This window comes from Paenibacillus sp. FSL H3-0310 (genome assembly GCF_038002785.1).
Lineage (GTDB): Bacteria > Bacillota > Bacilli > Paenibacillales > Paenibacillaceae > Paenibacillus_AQ > Paenibacillus_AQ odorifer.
The window spans coordinates 56,152-81,241 of sequence record NZ_JBBODC010000002.1; the positions used below are offsets into that span (position 1 = coordinate 56,152).

General features: G+C 45.3%; 18 protein-coding genes. 6 read left to right on the forward strand and 12 right to left on the reverse strand.

From position 1 onward, the window contains the following. Nucleotides 1-222: 222 nt before the first annotated feature. The 4 genes from MHH63_RS19810 to MHH63_RS19825 form a co-directional block, all read right to left on the reverse strand. Nucleotides 223-2,214, reverse strand: coding sequence for a beta-galactosidase (locus MHH63_RS19810; RefSeq protein ID WP_341172023.1), 1,992 nt, complete (start codon nucleotides 2,212-2,214; stop codon nucleotides 223-225). 137 nt (nucleotides 2,215-2,351) lie between these two features. Then, nucleotides 2,352-3,653, reverse strand: coding sequence for an ABC transporter substrate-binding protein (locus MHH63_RS19815; protein ID WP_094902687.1), 1,302 nt, complete (start codon nucleotides 3,651-3,653; stop codon nucleotides 2,352-2,354). 61 nt (nucleotides 3,654-3,714) lie between these two features. Next, nucleotides 3,715-4,548 (reverse strand): carbohydrate ABC transporter permease, encoded by an 834-nt coding sequence (locus MHH63_RS19820; RefSeq protein WP_036680774.1) that lies wholly within the window; start codon nucleotides 4,546-4,548, stop codon nucleotides 3,715-3,717. Then, a complete protein-coding gene (locus MHH63_RS19825) occupies nucleotides 4,548-5,429 on the reverse strand; it encodes a carbohydrate ABC transporter permease (RefSeq protein ID WP_036680772.1) in 882 nt (293 codons plus the stop codon). Before MHH63_RS19825 ends, MHH63_RS19820 begins: the two co-directional genes overlap by 1 nt. Before the next feature lie 136 nt (nucleotides 5,430-5,565). Between MHH63_RS19825 and MHH63_RS19830 the strand changes: the two genes are divergently transcribed. Continuing rightward, the gene (locus MHH63_RS19830; protein ID WP_076194393.1) at nucleotides 5,566-7,386 is read left to right on the forward strand and encodes a cache domain-containing sensor histidine kinase; all 1,821 of its coding nucleotides are present in this window, start codon (nucleotides 5,566-5,568) and stop codon (nucleotides 7,384-7,386) included. Further along, nucleotides 7,383-9,044: a response regulator transcription factor gene (locus MHH63_RS19835; protein ID WP_076129608.1), complete on the forward strand. Its 1,662-nt coding sequence runs from the start codon at nucleotides 7,383-7,385 to the stop codon at nucleotides 9,042-9,044. The genes MHH63_RS19830 and MHH63_RS19835 overlap by 4 nt, the downstream gene beginning before the upstream one ends. Here the strand turns inward: MHH63_RS19835 and MHH63_RS19840 are convergent, their stop codons facing one another. After that, nucleotides 9,045-10,214: an SGNH/GDSL hydrolase family protein gene (locus tag MHH63_RS19840; RefSeq protein ID WP_341172024.1), complete on the reverse strand. Its 1,170-nt coding sequence runs from the start codon at nucleotides 10,212-10,214 to the stop codon at nucleotides 9,045-9,047. It abuts the gene before it with no gap. Nucleotides 10,215-10,338: 124 nt separating this feature from the next. Beyond that, a complete protein-coding gene (gene yicI, locus MHH63_RS19845; protein ID WP_076129610.1) occupies nucleotides 10,339-12,660 on the reverse strand; it encodes an alpha-xylosidase in 2,322 nt (773 codons plus the stop codon). 128 nt (nucleotides 12,661-12,788) lie between these two features. On the opposite strand from yicI, the gene MHH63_RS19850 reads away from it, so the two are divergent. From MHH63_RS19850 to MHH63_RS19860, 3 genes are all read left to right on the forward strand, one after another. After that, a complete protein-coding gene (locus MHH63_RS19850; protein WP_076129611.1) occupies nucleotides 12,789-13,679 on the forward strand; it encodes an AraC family transcriptional regulator in 891 nt (296 codons plus the stop codon). Nucleotides 13,680-13,727: 48 nt separating this feature from the next. After that, nucleotides 13,728-14,615: a helix-turn-helix transcriptional regulator gene (locus MHH63_RS19855; protein WP_076129612.1), complete on the forward strand. Its 888-nt coding sequence runs from the start codon at nucleotides 13,728-13,730 to the stop codon at nucleotides 14,613-14,615. A 174-nt stretch (nucleotides 14,616-14,789) separates the two neighbouring features. After that, a complete protein-coding gene (locus MHH63_RS19860; RefSeq protein WP_280753470.1) occupies nucleotides 14,790-15,611 on the forward strand; it encodes a hypothetical protein in 822 nt (273 codons plus the stop codon). A 98-nt stretch (nucleotides 15,612-15,709) separates the two neighbouring features. On the opposite strand, the gene MHH63_RS19865 is transcribed toward MHH63_RS19860, so the two are convergent. From MHH63_RS19865 to MHH63_RS19890, 6 genes are all read right to left on the reverse strand, one after another. Next, nucleotides 15,710-17,779: a class I SAM-dependent methyltransferase gene (locus tag MHH63_RS19865; protein WP_076302811.1), complete on the reverse strand. Its 2,070-nt coding sequence runs from the start codon at nucleotides 17,777-17,779 to the stop codon at nucleotides 15,710-15,712. A gap of 129 nt (nucleotides 17,780-17,908) precedes the next feature. Continuing rightward, a complete protein-coding gene (locus MHH63_RS19870) occupies nucleotides 17,909-18,784 on the reverse strand; it encodes a radical SAM/SPASM domain-containing protein (protein WP_036680750.1) in 876 nt (291 codons plus the stop codon). A gap of 22 nt (nucleotides 18,785-18,806) precedes the next feature. After that, nucleotides 18,807-19,793, reverse strand: coding sequence for a Gfo/Idh/MocA family protein (locus MHH63_RS19875; RefSeq protein WP_038568824.1), 987 nt, complete (start codon nucleotides 19,791-19,793; stop codon nucleotides 18,807-18,809). A gap of 251 nt (nucleotides 19,794-20,044) precedes the next feature. Continuing rightward, on the reverse strand, nucleotides 20,045-20,818 hold the full coding sequence (locus MHH63_RS19880; RefSeq protein ID WP_076302810.1) for an SDR family NAD(P)-dependent oxidoreductase: 774 nt from the start codon (nucleotides 20,816-20,818) through the stop codon (nucleotides 20,045-20,047). Nucleotides 20,819-20,895: 77 nt separating this feature from the next. Beyond that, nucleotides 20,896-21,708, reverse strand: a complete 813-nt coding sequence (locus tag MHH63_RS19885) for an acetoacetate decarboxylase family protein (RefSeq protein ID WP_081383412.1) — start codon at nucleotides 21,706-21,708, stop codon at nucleotides 20,896-20,898. Nucleotides 21,709-21,737: 29 nt separating this feature from the next. After that, a complete protein-coding gene (locus MHH63_RS19890) occupies nucleotides 21,738-23,678 on the reverse strand; it encodes an NAD(P)/FAD-dependent oxidoreductase (protein ID WP_076184994.1) in 1,941 nt (646 codons plus the stop codon). A 121-nt stretch (nucleotides 23,679-23,799) separates the two neighbouring features. Here MHH63_RS19890 and MHH63_RS19895 point away from each other — a divergent pair, with 121 nt between their 5' ends. Then, on the forward strand, nucleotides 23,800-25,074 hold the full coding sequence (locus tag MHH63_RS19895; RefSeq protein ID WP_076129616.1) for a PucR family transcriptional regulator: 1,275 nt from the start codon (nucleotides 23,800-23,802) through the stop codon (nucleotides 25,072-25,074). The last annotated feature ends 16 nt before the right edge of the window (nucleotides 25,075-25,090 follow it).

The window sequence follows — 25,090 nt, forward strand, 5'->3', positions numbered from 1 at the left end:
TCCACACATCCCTCACTCCATCTTCACCAACCTTCACTTCACCCTACTCCACACATTCCCCACTCCATCTTCACCAACCTTCACTTCACCCTACTCCACACATCCCTCACTCCATCTTCACCAACCTTCACTTCACCCTACTCCACACATTCCCCACTCCACACTTTCCCCTCTCCTGCCACACTCCCAAACCCACTCCAAAATCTCTTTACTCAAAACCACTCAAATCTCCAGCACCTCTACACCATACGGCTCGAGCTGAAGCTCTCCCGATCGAATCTTATTATCCAGCAGGCTGCTGTATTCTCGTGGCAACGGAACGATCACCGACTCGCGGCTCAGATTAAGCAGGAACAAGAAGCTTCCCTGATCTCCAGTCCGCACGGAGGCATGTACTCCGTTTGGCAATCCTTCAAAGCATAACAACCCTTTTTCCTTAGCCAGGTTCTCCAATAGAACTGACCAGTATTGCTCTTCCGCATGGGTTCCAAAGTAATAAACCTGACCTTTGCCGAAGGAATTAACAGTTATAGCGGGTGTGCTGCGATAGAAATCATCACCATACCAGGCAATTGGCTGGGCCACTACAGGTCGGAGGATGTCGCACCACTGCGTACATTCATATGGGTTACCCTCCGCATCCACGATGACATGTGTTTCAACGCCAATCGGATCATACTCCAGCACTTCAACGCCGGTACAATAGCTCAGCTGCCCAGGCAGCGGTTGCATGACTGCGATGTTGTTTATATTTTTGACGCCACTACGGTTGGTGATCAGCAAGGTCCCGCCAGCGAGGGCAAAATCCTCCAGATTACGTACGATCTCCTCATCCAGCAAATATAAATTTGGAGCGATTACTACTTTGTATCCATCAAGCGGTTGTCTGAGGTCGATAACATCGCAGCCCATGCCAAGCTTGGTCACCGCCCGGTGAATCTGCTTAATGTTCTCATAATAATCAAAGCCCTCTGCCTGCGGCTGAATATCCAGCGCAGCCTTCTCTTCATGAGAATGGAGGATAGCCACTTCGTTTTTCAGCATCGTTCCTTGGAGCTTGCCGCTCAGCCCATTAACCTCATGACATAGCTGCGTGAACTCCGCTAATCTGCGTCCGGGAACATTGCTGTGATCAATCAGCCCGTGCCAGAATTGTTCTGCTCCTGAAGTTGCACTTCTCCAGCGAAAATGAACAACAGTATCCGCACCTCTAGCAATCGCCTGCCATGCATAGGCACGAATCAGTCCCGGATAAGGGGTTCGCCACATCGGCATCCAACAACCCGGAGATCCACTCAGCTGCTCCATGATCCAGAAGTTTTGGCGTTTGATGCCACGGGTTACGTCCAATGAAAGTGCTCCGCTATAAGCCGTTGTCTCTTGTTTGGTTGGCGAAGTATTCGGATAATAATCAAACGCAGCCACGTCCAGATCTGCACCCACTGCGTACATATCGAGACGCTGCGGATAGCTGTGAAAGTTATGGGTTATGAAATGCTCTGGACAAATCATACGCAAAATATTGATCTGCGCTGTCTGAAACGCTACCACCGAATCCCACTGAAACCGCTGAAAGTCCAGCAGAAAAGATGGATTCTGATGAGGTGATCCGCCCAACGGCACGGTAAGCTCATTCCAATCGCTGTACTCCCCGCTCCAAACAACGGTTCCCCATTCTGCATTGACCTCAGCCAGTGTTCCGTATTTAGCTTGTACCCATGCTCGAAAAGCAGTATTACAAGCGTCACAATGACAATCCAACATGCCAAATTCATTATCAGTCTGCCAGCCTATGACGGCCGGGTGTTCACTGTAACGTTCGGCAAGACGCAGAATAATACGGCTGCCATACTCACGCAGCGATGTGCTGTTATAGCAGCGGTGTCCACGTACCCCCGGGTGAAAAATCTCTCCATTAGCAAACACCGGAAGCACATCCGGAAATTTCGTCGTTAACCATCTTGGCGGTGTAGCTGTTGGCGTACCCATCACAACCTGCAGATCATATTGATGAAAAAGGTCCAGCGCACGGTCCAGCCACTCAAACTGGTAATTCCCCTCAGTTGGCTCCAGTCGGCTCCATGCGAACTCAGCAACCCGGACTACTTTAACACCTGTTTCTTTCATCAACTTGATATCTGGTTCCCACATGGATTCATCCCAATGCTCCGGGTAATAGTCCACACCCATCTGAACATGATCATATCGTTTCATTGGCGCTTCTCCCCATCCCTTGATAATCAGCCCTGTTTCCCAAAAAAAGCGCTCCCCGTCTCAAATTGATGAGGTATACGGAGAGCGCTTCTGTTAACCACTAATATCCATTAAATCTTCTCTATAATGTGCTTTACTTATTTTTTAAGCTTGTCCCATGCAGCTTGCATACCAGTCATCCAACCGTTAACGTCAACCTTGTCAGCAATGAACTGTTGAATCACGCTGGCAAATTCTTGCGTTACACCATCAGGGAATTTAGAGGATTGCAGGCCATAAACTTTGTTTTCTTTTACATAGTTCCATACGTCTGCTCCAAGCATACCGATGTCTTCAGGTGTTGCTTCGATTGTGGACAAAGCAGGGATGAATTTCCATTTTTTAACGATGTACTCTTTACCCATATCGGAAGTTACCAACCAGTTCAAGAAAGTTTTTGCTTCTTCTTTAGAACCGGATTCTTTGTTGACTACAAGGTTCGCAGGGATACCAACAGTCATTTTGTCATTCTTCTCAGCATCTTCATTGATTGGCATAGGGAACATACCAATGTTCATATCAGGAGTGATGTTATCAACAAGAGTTTGTGCCCAGTTACCTTCTTGCATCATTGCAGTTTCGCCTTTTGCGAACATTGCCAGGTGAGTGTTAGCATCTGTGGTCAAAGGATTCTTTTGTCCGTATTGTAAAGTCAGTTTGAGATACTTGCTCCACTCTTCAAACGTTTTATTGCCTACAATTGTACCAGTTCCTTCATTCAAACCTTTGATGAATTCATCTACATTATCTTGTTGTGCAAAGGCTACGCTGATCCCTTGGTTACCTAGCAGCCACCATTCCTGATATGCATTACCAAAAGGAGTTACGTCGATAGCTTGCAGCTTTTTAGCCGCTTCTTCAAGCTGTGACAATGTTTTTGGAGTTTCAGTGATTCCCGCTTTAGCGAACAAGTCCTTGTTATACACAATACCGATACCCTCAAGGTTCATTGCCATACCATATACTTTGCCATCTTTAGTCATAGGCTCTGCAGCCATAGGAATCAGATCTTTTACCCAAGGTTGGTCGGACAGATCTTCCATCTTGTCTCCCCAAAGTTCCATTTCTGCATATCCACCATTGGAGAAAATATCAGGCGCATCGCCGGAAGCGAATTTAGTTTTCAATGCTGCTGCGTAGTCCGCACCACCACCAACTGTTTGGATATCCAGCTTGATGTTAGGGTATTCTTTTTCGAATTCTACCTTAAGCTCATTGAGGCCTTCTACGATTTCAGTTTTGAATTGGAAGATCTTAACGGTCTTCACTTCACCTGAATTTGTGCCAGCGCTTCCATTTTGTGAGTTACTAGAAGCGTTATTATTACCACCACATGCCGTTAGAGCTAAACTCATTGCCATTACTGCTGATAGAGCAACTGCGGAGTGTTTCTTCTTCATTATATATTCCCCCTTAAAATAGTGGACTGCTTAAAAAATATTTGGAACGGAGGGCTCGGTGTTAACCTTTCACCGAGCCAGCCGCTATTCCCTCAACAATGTAACGTTGCATAAACAGGTAGAAAATGATAATTGGTGCGACCCCGATTACGAGAGCCGGAAGTGCCATATCCCATTGTTTGGTGTATTGACCAAAGAAGGAGAAAGTCGCTAGTGGAATGGTCCGAAGCTCTGGTGCCTGAAGAATCAAGGATGGCAACAGATAGTCATTCCATATTCCAAGTGCGTTTAGCACGATTGTTGTCATCACCATTGGCTTCAGCAAAGGAAGCACAATACGGAAGAACACGGTAATAGGATTACATCCATCTACTGTAGCCGCCTCTTCAATTTCAAGAGGAACGGACTTGATAAAGCCGTGGAACAGGAAGATCGCCATCGGAACACTGATTCCTAGATTCGTGATAATCAAACCAAGGAAAGAGTTATTTACTCCAATAACATTTACGACCTTCAGAATAGGAATCATAATCGTTTGGAACGGAACTACCATTGCTGCTACAAAGATAAGCAGCAAGAACTGATTGAATTTCGTATTCGCCCGAACCATACGATAAGATGCCATCGCACTGAACAGAGAGATTAGAATAACACTGATCACTGTGATAATAACCGAGTTTCGGAATGCTTCACCGAAACGGGCTAATTTCCAGGCGGTTGAATAGTTCGACCACATAAATACTTTTGGCCAGCTTGCCGCATCACTCAGAATTTCACCGAAGGATTTCACCGAGTTTGCGAGCAAGAAATAGAATGGAGAGAGAAAGAGCAGCGCCAGAAGGATCATTATCACTTCCGTACCAATATTCCATCTCTTTTTTTCCGTAGGTTTCATTACGCTTCAACCTCCTTGCTCTTCGTGATACGGACCTGAATCAGAGTAATGATGGCTACAATTACAAAGAACAGCAGCGCTTTTGCAGTACCCAGCCCGTAACGATTGTTCAGGAAGGCTTCATTGTAAATATTCATAGCAACGGATTCCGTCGATTTGAACGGTCCGCCCTTCGTCAAGGACAAGTTAAGGTCAAACATTTTGAATGACCAGGAAATGGCCAAGAATAATCCGATAGTTACAGCAGGCATAATTAGCGGAACTACGATATTGCGTAGCACCTGCCAACGGGATGCACCATCAATATCAGCCGCTTCTAGTACTTCTTTAGATACGTTACTCAACGAGGCAATGTAGATAACCATTAGATAACCGGAAGACTGCCAAACAAAGACCATTACAATCGCCCAGAATCCTGTTGTGGCATCACCGAGCCAAGGAAGATTAAAGAAGGACCATCCTGTGAGGTCGCCCATAGTGGCGAACCCTTTGATGAAGATAAATTGCCAGATGAAACCAAGCAACAATCCCCCGATAACGTTCGGCATAAAGAAAATAGTCCGAAGCATGTTACGTGTCTTTAAAGGTTTAGTTAACAGATAAGCTAAGAAGAAGCCTACCACGTTAGTCAAAATCACACCTAACACCGTAAATCTTACCGTGAACCAAAAGGAAGACCAGAAGTCAGGGTCATTTGAGAAAATAGTGGAAAAGTTTTGAAATCCGACCCAACTTACATTACCGGATACACCGTTCCAATCTGTGAAAGAGTAATACATCCCCATCAAAAATGGGATAATCGTTATTAAGGTAAAAAACAAAACTGCCGGACCAACGAAAAAAAGCTGTTGACCTAACTGGGACAACTTAGTGCCGCGCATTTATTGCCCCCCCCTTTCTTTTGCTCACTTACTTGTTTATGCTTTATACACATATTATCTGTTTTTTTCAGGGTACCTCACACCTACTAAAGTGATCTTTCAGGTGTAAAATATTGATCGGATGTGACAAATTTCGATGAAATGGAACACGATTCGCACAAAATTGATCGTTTTTATCCTACTGCCAACGTTAATCTGTATTATGGCCACCATGTTTATTAGCTATCACTATAGCACTCAATCCCTAAGAACAAGGGCAGTAGATGAGAATACGAACCTCCTCTTTCAAGGCAATAGAAACATCGAAAGTCTGATTCAGGAGATCAATCGTCTCTCCCTTATCGTCTATTCAGATTCAGATTTCTACAGACTGCTCGAAGCGGGATACGAGGATATGGCAGCAAATACACGAATTTATTCTTCTCTAAATTACATTTCTTCATCCATGCCAGATATATCCCAGGTGTATCTTTACGGTGTAAAGGATAGAAAAGCCACTTTGCTCACCCAAAATACACCCAAACGTTGGCAGGGTATCCCCCCTTATGCCGACTCAGAGATCACTAGCAGTTCTCCTGTGTTTATACAAAGTACACATATAAGTCACAGCTATGGCCTAACTTCACCTATCCCGCAACTCATACCGGAGCCTGTGTTCACATTGCATAGACGAATTGAAAGGATTCCCACTACCACCCCACTCGGCTTCCTGTCGATCGATGTTAAGCTAACGGCTCTTACCGACATCGTCAGCCAGTTATATGATCAGAAGCAGGAGAACATTTGGCTGCTGGATGGCGATGGCAGGATTGTATACGGAAGCAACAGTGAGGAATACGGCAAGCGCCTACACGCTTCTTGGTACAACAAGCAAATCGCCACGAATCAAAGCTCGCAAGGGTATTTTGAAGAGGAAGATGCTGTGTTTATTTACCAAAGAATCGAAACCCAAGGTTTAAATTGGACCCTCGTGAAGCAGATTCCTACGTCCTATCTTTTCCGGGAAGCTAACGAGGCGGCAGCGATCAATATATTCCTCCTTGTTCTACTTTTGATTACAATTGCCACGTTAACGACCCTGATCTCTTTTCGAATCACGGCTCCTATCAAGCAGTTGACTCGTTACATGAATCAGGTGCAGACCGGTAATCTTGATGTTGAAATTCAACCTATGGGCAAAGATGAGATTGGCGTGGTTACCGAGCGATTCCGCAGTATGATGGACACGATCAACAACCTGATTTTAAGAGAGTACAAGCTGGAATTGTCCAATAAGACCAATGAACTGCGGGCACTGCAGGCACAAATCAACCCGCATTTTCTGAATAACACGTTACAGATCATTGGCACGCTGGCCTTAGAGCTTAAAGTGCCCCAAATTTACTCACTTCTCTCAGCTCTAGCCAAAATGATGCGCTACAGCATGTACAATGAGGAGAAGATCGTAACTGTTAAGGATGAGCTGGATCATGTCAAAGCCTACATTGAACTGCAAAAGGAACGTTTTGAAAATAAGTTCAGTTTCCGCTACGATATGGAGGAATCACTTTTAGAGACGTTTATGCCGAAAATGATTTTACAGCCTATTGTAGAAAATTATTTCAAACACGGCTTTAATCTTTCCCGCAGTGACGGATTCATTGAAATCACCGCAGCAAGAGTGGATGACAACCGGATGGAAATCTGTATCCAAAATAACGGAAATGCGATCCCTTCAGCGAAGTTAGATCTTTTAAAGCAGAAGCTACAGCATCCTACTAGAACAGATATAGATTTATTAAGAAATACAGAGCAAACCAAGGAAGCTACAGGATCAGGTATTGGTCTGCCGAACGTTCTGGCTCGACTCAAGTTTGTGTGCGGAGATAGTGCCACTTTAACTGTGGATAACCTTAGAGCAGGCGGAGTAGTAGTGAAATTGGAAATTGAAATTATAGCGGAGCGTGAAAAGATATGAAGGCGTTGATTGTTGATGACGAGGCAAGAGTTAGAAAGGCAGTCAGACTGCTTGTCGACTGGGACGCCCATCAAATAGATGAAATTCTGGAAGCCGGAAATGGAAATGAAGCCATCGAGATCATCCGGCAGGCTAAACCAGCATTAGTCATTATGGATATGATGATGGAATCAGGTAATGGGATAGAGTTAATGACCTGGGTGAACGAATTCGCCGGCAACACTAAGTTTATTGTAGTCAGCGGACATAATGATTTTGAGTTCGTACGGCAGACTGTGCGGCATGGGGGTATTGATTATATCCTGAAACCTATCGAAGCCGAGGCAATCAATGTAGCGGTAGCTAAAGCAGTTGCAGCCTGGCGCTCAGAAGAAGACGACCGAAGCGAACGGCAGAAACAGAGTATTCAGCTTAATGAGTTCAAGCCCATTTATGGGGAAAAGCTATTATCTGCACTAATTGATGATCCGATCAATTCTGATTTATCTTTGCGGAGGTTATGCAGTGATGGTATCATTCCGGAAAACATCCATTCCGCTCGGTTAATATTGGTGCAGACAGATGCGGGTAACAATCCGTTGATTAAACGTTTTGGCGGAGACACCGAGCTAATGAACTACGCTATCGTCAATATTTGTAATGAATTTTTGCACAGTCCGCATAAGGGTGTTGCTTTTCGTTATTGGGGAGGTCCTCCGGAGATTGCGATTATTCTGTGGGATATTCAAACCTCTGTGGTCGAGCTAATAGGCAGAATCAATCATGGCATCTACTCTACCTTGCAGGTCCGAATGCATTTTGGAATCAGCAGCATCGGCAACTTACCTAAGCAGTTACCTTATCAGCGTGCAGAGGTGGCAGAGGCCTTACAACGCCGAAACTTATTAATTCATGAGGATTACTGCCATTTCTCCTCTTCCTCCGAAGAGTTCAGAGATCGTAAAGAGATCGCCAAAGCAGAGGTTCGCGGTAATGTATCAACAACGAACTTTGCTGACGTCAAGGAAGATTGGAAAATGGCAGTCATCAGCGGAAGTCCAGAGATATTATCAACAGCTGCGCAGCACTGGGTAGATGAGCTTAGCCGAGGCGGGGTTGTGACACCAGAAATCCTAAACTCATGGAAAAATGATGCTCTACTATTTCGTTCCCAGCTGGTACGGGAAATGTTAGGCCCTGAAGCTGAAGGCGCACTGGCCGAGCTTGAACAGGCCGACCAGCTTCACCCAGCTCCTTATACGAACGGTTACTCGTTCTCCTTATTCGCTTGGCGTGACTGGTCGTATACCCTAATGCAGGAGCTGGCCGAAGTAATCGCCCTGAAACAAGCTAAAGAACGTAATCCGATGCATGATATCGTCAAATACATTGAGCTTAATTACGCTTCCGACCTGTCCTTACAGGAAGTGGCCGGAAAGTTTTTTGTTAGCCGTGAATATATTTCTCGCCGATTCAAACAGGAATACGGGATTAACTTCTCCGACTTTATTGTTAATATTCGAATAGATAAAGCTAAACTACTATTGCAGAATCCTCGTCTGAAGCTGGCCCAAATCTCCGAAATGGTCGGGTTTCATGATGTTAAATATTTCAGCAAAGTGTTTAAGAAGCAGGTTGGATCTTCACCTAAGGACTACCGGGACACATTTAAGAGTTGATCAATACCAGTTTAAAAAGGCGTCCGCAACCGTCTTACCGGCTCTGCCGTTCGGATGCGGGTCGTCTTGTCCACTCATATATTCCGGTCTGATCCGGTGATCGTCTGGTGCAGGCAACGATAATAGGCTTGCTATATCAAACACACGGTCTACTCCAGCGGGTGGGTTAGTCAGGATTTCGTGATTCACTCTACGCCAAGTTTCTTCTCTTACGTCCTGAAAATTAAACGGCGGCACCGTACTTAGAATAATACCAGCATCAGCATTTGCTGTTTTGATCTTAGCAATAATAGTTGTCAGATCACCAAGTAACTCATCTGCAGAGCGGCAGCCAATATCAATATCATTTACGCCGAGGACAATCATCAGTTCATCACTCTGTTTAGCTTTGTGAAGCCAAGGGCCATCCGCAGCTACATCATACGCTCTAGCCCAGCCTGAGCCGAGATTCCATACACCAATCTCTGCACCAAGACCATCCGCAATTCTCGCTGCCCAATATTCGTATCCGTCCTTTAATGTCCGCACACCTTGAGTAATCGAATCTCCCAAAAATACTAGCTTCTTATTCACAGCTTTCTTATATCCGATATAGCTTGGCAGTACCAAAAGCTTGTCAGATTCTGTAAACCCATCGGCTGATTCCTGTGCAGCCAGATTTCCGGGCGCATCATAAGCGGTTGCCAGCATCCCTTCTACGTTGAAAGGAATGGATTTACCCGCAGTAGTTGTCTTAATCGTCCATGTAAACGCTAAGTAATGGCCATCAGGTAGGTTGATGCTTGTCTCATCACTCCAGAAGCATTCACCGGCCGCTACTGACTTGGAGACATTGCCTTCAAAAGTGACAGCATGTTGTGTATGCTCAATAATAGCTCCGTTTGGCTCAGTGCCCCCATCCGCGATAAATGCCGATTCGATCACCCAACTGCCCCCAGGTTCACTGCCCGAAGCTTCAAGCCCTTGGTCCCAGGTGGAATCCACCGCATTGCTATGCCAAAATTTCAGCTGCACCGGGCCGTTTTCCCGTAAACGAATATAAGTCCGGAAGGTATGTGTAAAAGGTTCTTGCCTATTCATAATAAAATTAGCGGCGGTTGAAAGAACCGTAGCAGAGGTATAGTCCGTCTGATTCAAAACTCCACTTCCCTTAATTAAATTAGTATTCATAACGTTTCCCCCGTTATTAGTTAAGATTGTAACACTAAAACCTCTCCTATAAACCAGGGAACGGATCGTTCACCCAGTCTACAAGAGAGGTTATGGCTATATCAATATGCTTTAAGAAATCATCTTATTTCAGTGTAATGGTAAACGATACAGATTTTGCACCTGCGTTTACTTTCACTGTAGTCTCATCCACTTGCTCTGCACCTTCTACGGAAGCGATAGCTCCCAGATCTTTAAGGGAAAGCGAGAATTCTTTACCGCTGCCTTCTGCAGTAACTGTTACGCTGTTGCCTTTGCGGGCAGCCTTCACAGTCAATTCAGGAGCACCTTTAAGATCACGTACGGTTGCAGAAGTAGTAGTACCTTCTTCAAGTGAATACAGGCCAAATTTCACGCCATCCGCAAAGTCATAATCCGGTTTGTTGTCGATGCTGCCGATTGCCAGCAAGGAGTTCTGACGAACGAACAGTGGCAGGCTGAAGAAATCATATTTCTCTTTGCGCCATGATCCGCCTTGTACAGTTTCACCAGATAACAGGTGAGTCCAGCGACCTGCTGGCAGATAGTATTTCACTTCGCCGTTTTCTTGGAAAATAGGCGCTACGAGCAAGGAATCACCCAGCATGTATTGGCGATCGAGCACTTCGCATGTTGGATCTTCCGGGAATTCCATAACCATCGCCCGCATAGAAGCCCAGCCATGCTCTGCAGCCTGCCCAGCCACATCATACAGGTAAGGCATCAAGCTGCATTTAAGCTTCGTGAAGAAGCGGGTAACATCACAAGCTTCATCATCGTACGCCCAAGGCACACGGTACGAAGTGCTGCCGTGCAGACGGCTGTGGCTGGACAACAGTCCAAAAGCTAACCAGCGTTTAAATACATGTGCCGGAGCAGTGTTCTCGAAACCACCGATATCGTGACTCCAGAAACCGAAACCGGACAAGCCCAGAGACAAACCGCCGCGAAGGCTTTCTGCCATGGATTCATAATCTGCGTAGCAATCTCCGCCCCAGTGAACTGGGAATTGTTGGCCGCCAGCAGTTGCAGAACGTGCGAACAATGCTGCCTCATTCTTACCAAGCTTCTCTTCCAATACTTCAAATACAACTTTGTTGTACAGTTGAGTGTAGTAGTTGTGCATTTTCATCGGATCAGATCCGTCGAAATAAACTACATCTGTAGGAATCCGCTCACCGAAGTCTGTCTTGAAGCTGTCTACGCCCATATCTACCAAATCACGCAGGTAGCCGGCATACCATTCACAAGCCGCAGGGTTAGTGAAATCCACCAGTCCCATACCCGCTTGCCACAGGTCACATTGATAAACATCGCCGTTAGGCTTTTTGATCAGGTAGCCGTTTTTCTTGCCTTCTTCAAACAAGCGTGAACGTTGACCAATATAAGAGTTGATCCATACGCAGATCTTCAGACCTTTTTCCTTCAGGCGTTTCAGCATGCCCTCTGGATCTGGGAATACACGTTTATCCCATTCAAAATCAGTCCATTGATACTCACGCATCCAGAAGCAGTCAAAGTGGAATACATGCAGCGGCAGATCACGTTCTGCCATACCTTCTACGAAGGAATTTACAGTCTCTTCATCATAGTTGGTAGTGAACGAAGTTGTCAGCCACAAGCCAAAAGTCCATGCTGGTGGAAGCGCTGGTTTACCAGTAAGAGCAGTATAGTTGCTAATGACGTCTTTAATGGTAGGTCCATCAATCACAAAGTATTCCAAGCTTTCTCCAGCTACGCTGAATTGGGCTTTTTTCACTTTTTCTGAAGCGATTTCATAGGAAACCAATTCCGGATGATTCACGAATACGCCATAACCTTTGCTTGATACGTAGAAAGGAATGTTTTTGTAAGCTTGCTCAGAGCTAGTGCCGCCGTCTTTGTTCCAGATATCAACGGTTTGTCCATTTTTCACGAAAGCGGTAAAACGTTCGCCCAGACCATATACGAATTCGCCTACGCCGAGATCCAGCTCATCACGCATGTACGTGTTACCGTCTTGGTCGGTGATGTAAGCCATGGATTTAAAGCCACTGCCTGTAATACGTTCTTCGCCGCGATAGAAATCCACCGCCCATTGTTCGCCTTTGCGAATCACTACACGAAGACCGCCGCTGATCAGCACGGTTTCGAGATCCGTTTCTTCAATCTTCACATGATCGCCAGTACCTTTAGTCAGTTCGAAAACCGGACCACGTTCCTGTACACCATCATGATGAATAATTTTAATGCCTACCACGCCTGGAAGCGGGGAATGGAATTTTACAGTAAGCAGGGTTGAATTCAGCGTTGCTGCGCGCCCTGTGATTGGAGTCGTTTGTGTAATTGCTGTTAATCCTTCGGGAGTCTTTTCTACAACATAATTTTGAACTGCGCCGTTAATCGTGATACCTTCACGAACCAGCCAGAGACCATCAGTAAATTTCATTGTGTACTTGCCACCTTTCAATTTGGTGTTTATAGTTGCATTATACCGATAAAAAATGAACAAAACTAATACTATATAGCTCATTTATAACACTATTTTGATGTTTTTCTAAGAAAAGAGGCCTTTATATGGACCGTACAACTCAGAGTTTGCTAAAAGAAAACAGAGTTCATGGAGATAGTATGTTTCCACTCGCAGCTTATTGGATAGAACTTCCATCCGGAACGCATGTACTCGATACACATTGGCATGAAGAAGCGGAGTTCTTTATGCTGCTAGAAGGAGAAATTCTGTTCCAAGTAGACACAGAATATTTTCCACTCCGCGCGGGCGAAGCGGTATTTATCGAATCTGGCGATATACACGCCGCCTATGTGCTGAACGAAGACACCCCCTGCAAATTCTGTGCGCTTGTATTTCTGCCTGATCTTTTGGCTAGCGCCCAGTACGATACGATCCAGCAAAACGCGATTTTGCCACTGCAAGAGAAACGCCAGAGCTTTCCAAGACATATTACACCAGATGTCCCTTGGCAGCAGGAGTTGCTTCATCATCTGGAGCAAATGATGGAGGCATACGCTAATAAAATGCCCGGATTTGAGACCTTTATGAAAGGAACTTTGCTAATCATGCTTTCCAAGATTACCGCAGAGGGCCGATTTGAGAACCGCAGCCAATCGGATGATGCTGATACCACCAAAATTAACCGCCTTAAAAAGGTGATCCTTTATATCCAAGATAACTATCAGGAACCGATACGTACCCGTGATCTATCAGAGCTTATTCCCATGAGCGAGGGACAATTCTGCCGCTTCTTCAAAATGATGACTCGTAAAACGCCAGTCGATTACATCAACTCATACCGGATTCGCCAGGCTGCCGATCTGCTGCAACAAAGTGAAAGAAAAATATCCGACATCGCATTCGAGGTCGGATTTGATAATGTAAGCTATTTCATAAAGGTTTTCCGTAAAGCGATGAAATGCTCGCCTTCGGAGTTCAGGAAAGGTGCTGGCTAGTTTCATCTACATCATAAAAAAACGATGGATTCCAATTGGAGGCTCGCGATGAACTCACCGATTCTTAGCTTTATCACACCGCCTATTCCTTATTTCATAGACTGTGGCCGTGCTCACTACAATGCTGGAGACTATCATATCAGTCGTAATTGCATCGGCGTATTTGATCTAATCATTGTTAAAAAGGGGATGTTGCCCATCGCCGAGAACGAGGTGCACTGGGAGCTAAAGGAAGGAGAATTCCTCATCCTTCGTCCAGATGCCCATCACTATGGTTTTGCCCCTTGTCCTATCGAAACAGAAATCATCTGGATTCATTTCCAGACCTTCGGCAGCTGGATCGAGTGTCAGGATATGAACGAATGTCTGGAGAATCAGAGCGAGCTCATCGAAAGCCATAAACAAAAAGCTTATTTAAATCACTGCGATGTATGCTCGATCTTTATTCCGAAGTATACGGAAATATCAGAGAAGGCAATGGAGGTATTAGAGTTCTTTTTCCATCTGGAACAAGAACCCCAGTCGATGCGCAACTGGAAGCGCCAAGCCTCCTTTCAACAGTTCCTGCAATTCTTGGACCGCGATCTGGCCGAGGCATCCGATGCAACCGCCATTCATCTTGCCGAGAAGATTGAATTGTTCATTCGGCAAAATTATACTCGTGATGTCTCTAACTCCTTACTTCAAAAAGAACTTAACTATCATCCCAACTATCTCGCCAAAAACATGCTAAAAATATACGGTGTGACCCCTATGGCCTATCTCCTGTCCTATCGTCTAGAACAATCCAAACGGCTGTTAATTCAAACTTCCTGGTCCATTGCCCGCATCGCTGAAGAGGTTGGCTTCCATCATATTACTTACTACTCTTCCTGCTTCTCCAAGAAAGAAGGCATTTCTCCCTCTAACTTTCGACAAAAATTCACCGGTAAATAGACATTACAAAGCCTGAAATGGAAAATATCTTCCTCTTCCGGGATAGTTTGGACAAAAAAGCTGTTAAGCGTCCATCAAACAACGCTGCGGCTAACAGCTCTCTTTATTAAATATTACTGCTGATTTGCCGATATATTATAGATAGATCTTATCGTCGTAGGAGGATAATGAACCATGCATATAACGAATATGACCTCATCTATGGGAACGAGGTTTAATGTATCTGTTAGTCACCAAACTCATGATAAAACTATGAAATCAAACAGCAATACTAGTGGTAATGGTAATGGTAATGGAGATAAATTATCAATAAGTAAATCTGCAAAAGCTGCTTTTCAAAATCAATCCAAAATGGACGGAATGGTTAACTCCCTGCTTAAACAAAAACAAAATATCATCGACAGTAAGAACAGTCTGATTGAAAGAACTACCAAAAGTTCACATAATCTCGAATCTATTCAAGATCAACTTAAGGAGTTCGACAAGCAGCTCCAAACGATTGACCAACAAATTGCAAAATACAGCTTCGAAGAGCAACAAAAGAACTTAGAAGATGCTCAAAAAGCTAATCCCAAGGATGAACCTAAAACCGAGCAAGAGATACAGAATGAAAGATTGAATACGATTGTTTCTGTAAGCCAAGATGTTAGCCAAATGGAGGTAGTTTCTTCTACCCACACTAAGATGCGTGGCGAGGCAAAAGTTCTGACCAAGGAAATAGAGCTGGACGAGGCTCGTTCTACTCATTCCGCAACAGCCAAACGGGAGCAGTTATCCAAAATCGAAACTAAACTATCGGAAATGAACGAAACGTTAGGCGATGCCATGAAAGACACGGGAGATAAAATTAAAGATCAGATCGATAAAGCAGGTTCAACAGAAATTAAACCTTCTGAAGAGAACACCAATGAGCGGACAGAACAATTAGCTACCTATCAAGAAATTCAACGTTTAGCCGAAGAATCTGATAAGTCGCAGCTAGAAATACTACTCTAACAAGGGCAAGATTCCCTATATAAAAAAGCAATCGGATCTCCTCCGCATCAGAGGGTCTGCCGATTGCTTTTTTAGATGCAGCTGATGTTACTTTTCGGCTATTCCTTCCGAATCACAATAAAGCAGGTGCTGTCCGGCAGCGCCACTTCCTGTCCGCTCTCATCCATGAACCTTACTCTATCACGCAAAGCTTCGGTATAACCTTCTTGCAAGTAATGCCGGAAGACCTCAATCTTTGCCTGCTCTCCTAAAATCTGTTCAATAAATGAGGCAAACTCCGTAGGGGTGAAATAACCAAACTGTTCTTGGACTTCGTGAATATAAGCCTCTTCGCCCCAGGTATAAGTATATAAAAATTCCATGGCATCATTAACGGGCATGAGCACTTCTTGTTCCCCTAATCTCTGAAACTGAATCTGACGTCCAGCAAAATCCTTCGCATAACGCTCCAGCCACACCAGACCGTCCTCTTCCAGAAAGCGAACTCTCCGCAGCAATGATGCAGGTTCAGTCATGATCCCATCGCGGATAATGATAACCCCGCCAGCTGACAATACAGCAAAGGCACTTCGCAGAGCTGCGGAGACGGTGTCGTGATTGAACTTATTACCATTTAGCGGCACATAAGAATATAGCTCATGCAAAATCGAAGAGAAAATTACCGTGTCCACCGTTCCGGCCTCAACGAAATCTTTAAGGTTCAACGCATCTCCCTGCAGCACCTCCCAGTGGCGACCTTCCCGCTGCTTGCGTTGTCGCAAGGCTTCCACTACATTGCTTGATATATCAATGCCGATAGGAGTAACCTCGGGCATACGCTCTTCCAGTAAATCCAGCAGCACACCGCCGCCCGGACCGATATCCAGCACTTTTTGTCCAGTGACATGATCTAGAATTACAGCTTTATAATCTGCTGTATTATTCATTTGGCTTAAGTAGGTATCTTCATTATGAAAACGGTCAAAAGCATCCCTGCGCAACTCGAATAGGTCGAATAACAGCAATACAGCACGTTCATACAAGGGTGATTTTTCAGCTTCCATACAGAATTCGATCAGCTTCTCTGCCGCTGCCGAGAATTGGAATTGAAAAAATACCGTGTCTGGCAGATGTTCCTTAGAATATTGCCGCAAGAGTAGGTGAGGGTTCTCAGCAGGCAAAGTCCCTTGCTCGATATCCTTCCATTTAAGCTCCGCTAAAGATTTTTCGATAATCCGCTTCTTATAAACATTGGTCTTCTTAACACCCTTGTAATCGTAGTAAATGCTGTTCATGACATGCTCGAAGCTGATATGGCTTAAGGATTGATTCTGCGCCCTCTGGGCAGCAAGCACCATCACCTTCAGAAATTGCTCCAGCGAAAAGGTCTGTAATGCAGATTCTACATACCAGAAGGTAATCTTACTTAATGACTCCAAGCGTTCAGCATGAAAACCTTCCTGCGTCAGCTTAGCCCATTCCGTAGTGAAATCCTCTCCTCTAGAGATCGGACCCAGCCGCATTCTGCGCAGTCGTTCCTTCATCGGCATAGGACTAGCAAGATTGCCTGAAGAAATCAGCTCAATAAGCTGCTTCACTTCATGCTGCACATTCTGCCATAACTCGGGAGACACAGCTCCGATGATGCAATGATTGAGCACGGTCAGCAGGCGTTCCAGTTCCTCCGCGGTCAGCAGCTGATCTTCCACTATATCATGGAGTGGCTTATTGACTTCCGGCGGCACTTCTCCGCGAATTTGCTGTCCTATAAGTCCATGAGTCTCAATAAGCCGCTGAATCATCGCACCTTTCTCGGAGACAGCCCTCCCTAAATATCTCTCATATAACTGTGCGGAACCTAAATTATGTACAAAACAATTGATCCCTTCCTTCTGCCAAACCAGCCGCTCCTTTGCTGTACCTCCCTTAGCCGTTTCTGACCAAATTAACGTTTCTTCCACCAGCTCTTTTATCCAAATAGAACGGGGAAGTTGGTCCAGAATCTGCAAGCTACGTTCCACATAGTCCAGTACGGGATTCCTGCGATCCAGCTCCTCCAGAGATTCCACACGTTCCAAATTTACAATCTGCTCCTCCGCTTGGACAATAAGCTTCAGCCAGAGGTGATCCTCCAAATGATCTTGCACACCTTCACGGTATAAGGCGATGGCTTCCAGTGATTTCAGCATATGCTCCTCCTTCGCTCCAAAGTGGAGACTATAAAGACCTATTATTATATATATACAATCCCGTTAATTAAAAAACAGAACCAGGACTCATGAAATAGCCATGTCCCGGTTCTGTTTGCATTCCAATCATTAGGTTCCGAACCGCTGCCGATACCCACATTTGCGGCACAGCTCCTCCACCGCTTCTCTACGTGAGAAGCCATAGAATAAATTGTTCGCCCGCTCCCCCTCTACAATCTCTGAGAACGGAGTTTCATGGATGTTGCCTAGATTAATTACTCCTTCACCATCCAGACAGCATGGCACAACAGTGCCATCCACAAGGATTGCCGCTTGGCTCCGCAGGGCATGACAGAACCCTTTTCCGTCATCTTCCGGCTCATTCAGCGCTGGCCAACGGAACTCATGATCCTGATTAAGGTAGACGCGTGGGGCAATCTTGACACCACTGCCAGGCACAACCTTTTCTTCAATCTTGAAATCCAAGTTGAAGGCTTCCTCCAGCAGGGCAAGGGTTTCACGGTTACGGTTTCTCTCCAGATTCGTCAGATTATCCTCCGTCAAATTCCACAAGCGGAAAGAAATAATAACCCCTTGCGCTGAGGCTTCCCGTACAAAAGAAATTATCTCTGAAAGATAGCCTTCACGGTTCTCTGACCCTTCATGCCCATCAAAGCTGTGCAGAGAAAAGTTCATCTGACGCAGTGCGGGTTTACCAAGAATTTTAGGTCCGGCTTTATGAATTAACGTGCCATTGGTTGTAATATTAACCTTGAACCCTTTGGCATGAGCAGCATCCAACAGTTCACCGATCTTGGGATGCAGCAACGGTTCCCCTTTGACGTGAAGATAAATATGATTGCTGTGTGGTTTAATTTCATCCAATATCGTATTAAACGTATCAAGCTTCATGAAATTTTTCGTCCGGGCGGTTTGTGGACAAAAGCTGCAGGCGAGGTTGCAGACGCTTGTTATCTCAATATAAACCTTTTTAAAAGTCTTCAAGTCCTGCTCCCCATTCTATTTATTATAAATCTGAGGCATAGCGGAGACCGATCTGTGCTCTGGCTTCCTCCATAATCTCTGCTGCGGCCATGGAGTTCTCATGAGTATTAATTCTGCTCTCCCGTTCACCATTCTTAATCAAGTTGATGAATTCTTCAACCTCATAATACATAGGTTCAAACACCTGAGGCAACGTAAGCTCCTCAACTGTACCATCACGATAGTAAATTTTCACCTGATAAGGCTCATTGATCTTGTCGATCACCATCGTACCGTTCTCTCCATGAATCTCAGCTGGCAGATAGGAGTCGGAAATCTTGGAGTGCATAACTACCGCATCCATATCGTCATACTTCATAATGAGACTTCCTTCACCATCCACACCTGACGAGAGCATGACACCCACTGCCTGTACTGATTGAGGCTTGCCAAAGAGCACTACCATTGGATACAAACAGTACACTCCAAGATCCATTAACGAGCCATTGGAAAAAGCGGGATTAAACGCATTTAACACAGTCCCCTGCCGGTAGGCATCATATCTGGAGGAGTACTTACAGTAACTTGCAAAATAACGGCGAACTTGGCCGAGTTTATACAAATTATCACGAATCACTCCAAAGTTCGGCATAAAGGTCGATTTCATCGCCTCTACCAGTAGCACATCATTTGTGCGCGCAGCTTCAATCATAGCTTTAAGCTCCGTACTGTTGGATGCAGCCGGTTTCTCGCAGAGCACATGCTTGCCGTGATTTAAGCACATAATCGCTTGTTCTGCATGCATAGAATTTGGGCTGGCAATATATATAGCATCTACATCTTTGCTTTTCACCATATCTTCCAAATTCGTATAAATTGTAGCTCCCGCATATTTAGCAGCAAAGGCCTGACCTTTCTCCATTGTGCGAGAGTACACGGCTGTCAGGATAAACTCCTCATTCTCCAAGCCGGCTTGCACGAAGCGGTCTGTAATAAAGTTTGTTCCAATGACCCCGAAACGAATTGTCATGATGTTATCCCGTCCTTTTTAGTTATTACTAACTCTACATGCTATTTTCTCACTCATAGGTAGTCATGTCTACTTTTTAAGGCAAATTAACGACAATTTCTGATAAATTCAGCAATTCTCTTGTTACTGGCGGAGCACCGCTCATCGTACAACGCAAAAAAAGGTGTATCCCAGCCACCCTTTCATGGCTTTTGAGATACCCTTTTTTTGGAGTTACAATCATTCCCCGAGCTTACAGAACCAGATGAACTCTATATAATTGTCCAGCCGCCATCTACAAACAAGGTCTGACCTGTAGTGTAGCTGGAAGCATCTGAAGCAAAGTAGAGCACGGCGCCGTTTAATTCTCCCGGATTACCAGGGCGCCCCATCGGACACACTGCGTTGTACATTTTTAGCGCTTTTTCTGCAAATAACGTATTCTCAGTCATTTCAGTTTTGAACAAACTTGGTCCAATCGCATTAACAGTGATACCATGCTTAGCGTAAGTTGCCGCCACCCCTCTTGTCAGATGGATCACTCCACCTTTAGCAGCATTGTAAGAATGCGTAGGAACCGAAGCTGAAGCTGTAAGGCCTAGCATTGAGGCTGTATTGACGATTTTGCCGTAATTCCGTTCCTTCATATGCCGGATCACATGTTTCGACATCAGGAAAACACCTTTTAAATCCGTATCCAGTACCCGATCCCAAGCTTCTTCTTCCAGCGCCTCAATCGGAACCGCATCCACCACACCAGCATTATTCAGCAGAATATCAATTTTGCCAAAGGCTTCCATAACCTTTTGAACAGCCACAATAATCTGGTCCTCTTTTCTTACATCACACTCGATAGGAATTATTCTGCGTTCAGGGTATTTAGCCCGGATATCCTTGGCTACTGCTACAAGCTTGTCATATCTTCTGGCCAAAATAGCAATGTCTGCTCCTTGCTCAGCAAGCATCTCTGCGAATTGTACCCCGATCCCACTGGATGCTCCTGCGATAATAGCTGTCTTACCCGTCAAATCAAAAAGGTTAGTCATTCTAATTCCTCCTAATGTTTGGTTAGCCGATCCTTCTTCGGTTTCATTTCGTACAAACTCACTTCAAACACGTAGGCTTATACTGAGGAAACAGGTTGCAAATTGTTCTCCCACCAGTCCCAGCGGAGATAGCAGTATGGAAGATACTCCATTGGATTCAGAGGCTCCAGAATTTTACCTTTTTCAAGCACATTTGTACTGACGGTGTAAACCGCGCCCAGCATATTCACAACTTCAAGCTCACTCCAAGGATCATGCGGGGAGTCTTGGAAGGTGATAGAGGCTTCAGCCGCTTTATAGACTTTAACCTCACTTACTAAACGCTGTGTGACCAAGGATGGCATCAGATCGAAGCCGTTTCCGTCAATTGCATTGGCATATTTGATGTTATACAAAGGGATATCTTTGCCGTAATATTCCTCCAGAATCTTCTCGGCTCCATTGTCATTGAAGTGTCCATCCATAGTGGCTTTTACGTTGAAAAAGTCAATGCCATGCCGGCCGATTGCCCCATCAATGCCATCTTCTGAGGTGTTCATACGCACATCGGCCATTTTCTTAGGCAGCCCACATACTTCCCGGCCCATAGCCATCCCGATATCGCTTGTAATAGGCATCGACAGGCAGTAGTTGCCTAATTGTCCGTTATAGTCCGCTAGAACGAACAATCCAGCTTCACGATAAGGTGGACAAAAGTTCGTAGCTGGGTAATTGGCGATAAAAGCATTTACCAGCGGCCGGCTTGTTGGCTTCAGTGGCTTCGGCAACAAACGCTCGATAATCTCTGGTTTGGTCTCCCAATACACCGTCAGCATCTCTGCATCATAAAAGGTGGTTGGCTTGCCTCCGTATTTCTGCATATCTGCGAAACTTTTCACAAAACTCACCATGAATGAACCCTCCTTAGATTAGTAACCCTTTAGTTCAGCACAAAAGCCGTTTCGAATCCAGATTGAATGGCCTGTCCGATTCGGCCTGGCTTGCCTGCATCGCCGATCACCTTCACATTAGGCAGTACCTGCTTCAACTCATCAACAAATGAGCGATCGGGTGTAACACCAATGGATAATACAACAGCATCCGTCTTTTTCAGCGAAGTTTCCCCCGTGGACGTATTCTCAAGCACAATCGCGCCATCCTGCACTTCTACCAGCTTGGTTGATGCTAAGAGCTCCACGCCGTTCTTTTTCAGTCTAGTCACAATGTCGATCAGATTTGGCAGATAGGCATCTGGACCAACCCGCGGCTGCATTTCCACCACCGTGACCTGATTTCCCATATCGGCTAAATATTCAGCCGTTTCCAGCCCTGTCATGCCGGAGCCGATGACCACAGCCTGCTTGTTCTTAATCACAACTGACCCACTAAGTACGTCAACAACGGTGCAGACCGCTGCCTTCTTTACTCCCGGAATAACAGGCACTATAGGCTGTGCCCCAGCAGCAACAAATACCGCATAAGGGTTCAGTTGCTTCAGTTGTTCTAGCGTAGGTTTCGTAGAGAGACGGACATCAACATTCAGATCCTCTAACTGATGCTGCATATTATCAATAAACCAGTTCAGCTTCTCCTTCAATGGTGGCCGGCTTCCCAGCTCCACGCTGCCGCCTAGCACATCTCTGGCTTCGAACAATACAGGTTTAAAATCTCTGAGCGCCAGAATCCGTGCTGCTTCCATACCTGCTGGACCCCCGCCGATCACAGCTACTACTTTGCCAGCGCCATCTTTTGTTGGTTCTGCAAATTCAAGCTCACGGCCCACTCTGGCATTGACAGCACACTTGATTACCTTGCACTCCATTACTTCCTGAATACAGTACAGGCAAGAGATACAGGTTCTGATCTCTGCTTCTTTGCCTGCTGCCGCTTTGTTACCCCACTCCGGATCGGCCAGTTGGGCTCTTCCAAGGGCTACAAAATCCGTATTTCCTTCCTGTAGCAGACTCTCAGCAAATTCAGGCTTACGGATCACATCACAAGCAATCACTGGAATTTGCACCGCTTGCTTAATGGCTGCGGAGAGATGTTTTTTCCAGCCTTGCGGGTAGGATATCGGCTCAATGATCGTATTGGACGATTCATAAGTACCGGAGCTTACATTTATGCAATCCACTCCGATGCTTTCCAGATGTTTCGCAGTCCGGATAGCCTCATCCAGTGTAATCCCGCCTGAGACAAATTCATCGCCGTCGATTCGCACCGATACAGGGAATCCTGCGCCACAGGTCTTTTTGATGCCAAGCACAATTTCGTTCAGGAATGACATTCTACCTTCCAGTGAACCGCCATATTTATCAGTTCTCAGATTGGTAAGTGGGCTCAGAAACTGTCCTACGAGATAGCCGTGGGCACCATGGATCTCCACACCATCAATACCTGCTGTTTTAGCTATATAAGCTCCGAACACAAATTTACGAACTAACTCTTCTACCTCTTCAGTAGACAGCTCCCGGGGCATTTCCCCAATCGCTGAAGACATCACTGCGCTAGGAGCAACAATTTGTTTGCCTCCAATAAGCCGTCCGTGATTTTGCCGGCCCGGATGCTGGAGCTGAAGGAATATTTTGCTGTCATGACGATGCACAGCTCTTGCCAGTTTCTCCAGACGCGGCACAAACAGCAAGTCACTTGCATTCAGCTGGTTCGGTGTACCTACTCCGGTCTCATTATCCACACGCGTAATTTCCGTAATGATTAGACCACAGCCACCTGCGGCACGTTCCTCATAAAAAGCAATCATTTCATCCGAAGCTTCACCACTGGCCGCAGCCAGTGACGTTCCCATAGCCGGCAATACAATTCTATTCTTAAGTTCAAGGCGTCCAATTTTACCTGCTGCAAACAGTTTTTCATATTTCATCTGCTTAGCACCTCCACCTTTAGTTTAAGGCGTCCAATACTTTGTGAATATATTTACAAGCACCAAAAATCACTTCTTTATAGTGCATATTGCACTATTATTGAACCAGGGGGCGATATGAATGGATGTTTCCTTAAATGAGCAAGTATCAGGTAAAATCGAAATGGAGCATTATACCGCATCTTTGTTTACTGCATACATTTCAGGTGCAGGCCTTTCAGCTATCGTACAGACAGCTGCCGAGCTACTGCAGAATCCCGTCATTGTATTTGATTGCAGCTTCAAAATTGTAGCTCACTCTGACCTTTCCGATATCGACGATTACATATGGAGTGATAATATCCGCAAAGGTTATTGCTCTTACGACTTCATTGCGGCCGTGAGCAAAATGAACAGTGTCCAGCGTGGGAAACAAAGCGATGAATCTTATGAGGTAACCTGCGAGGAAACATCAAACTCCAAACTGATCTCCAAAATAAAAGTAGCCGGCAAACAAATCGGCAATGTATTGCTTCTAGGATGCACAAATCCTTTTCGCGCCAGAGATAACGAGCTGCTGTCCATCACCGCTACCATACTTGCCGAAGAGATGGGCAAAAATAGCTACTATCGCAACGCCAAAAATATAAAAGTTGAAGATTTTATCTGCGCATTGCTAGAGGAACAGCTTCAGGACAACCGGATTATTCAGGACAGGATGCGGAGTGCAGGACTAAAGTTCGGGAATCAGCTGCTTGTGCTGCTGTTCGATCTTACCTGGTATGAGGGTTCAGGCCGTTATGATGATTATTTAAGAGAACGTTTGCAACAGCTTTTTCCGGGCAGTCCTTCCACCTATTATGACGGGCAGATTGTAATGATCCATGATGGAAATCTCTCCAAAGAGCTTGTAAATAAGCAGCTGCAGGAATTTCTAGCCCAAACCGGCATCTCGCTTGGCATCAGCAATATGTTCACTAATCTTACGCAATGTAGGAGACACTATCTTCACTCCCGAAATGCTATTCGGATCGGTTCCATTCTCAGCCCGCAGCAGCAGCTGACTTACTATTCAGATATCCAGCTCTATGAGATGCTCTCTGCTGATGTTGTGTTTAACGAGGATAATAACTACTACCATCCAGAGCTGCTCAAGCTTCAAGAATACGATACTTTGCACCAGTCCAATCTGTATCATACCTTTTACGTTTATCTCAAAAATAACCGGAACATGCAGATTACCTCAGACGAGCTGTACATTCACCGGAATACACTCAGATATAAGCTCGATCTTATCAGCAGACTGCTGGACACCGACTTTACCGATTCTGAAAAAATGCTGTCGTACTATGTCTCTTACAAGGTCGCTGCTTTTTGTGAAAAAGCTAGGGAGCAGACCCGTACGCCGCAACGTTAATGTTAGAAGCTACTAT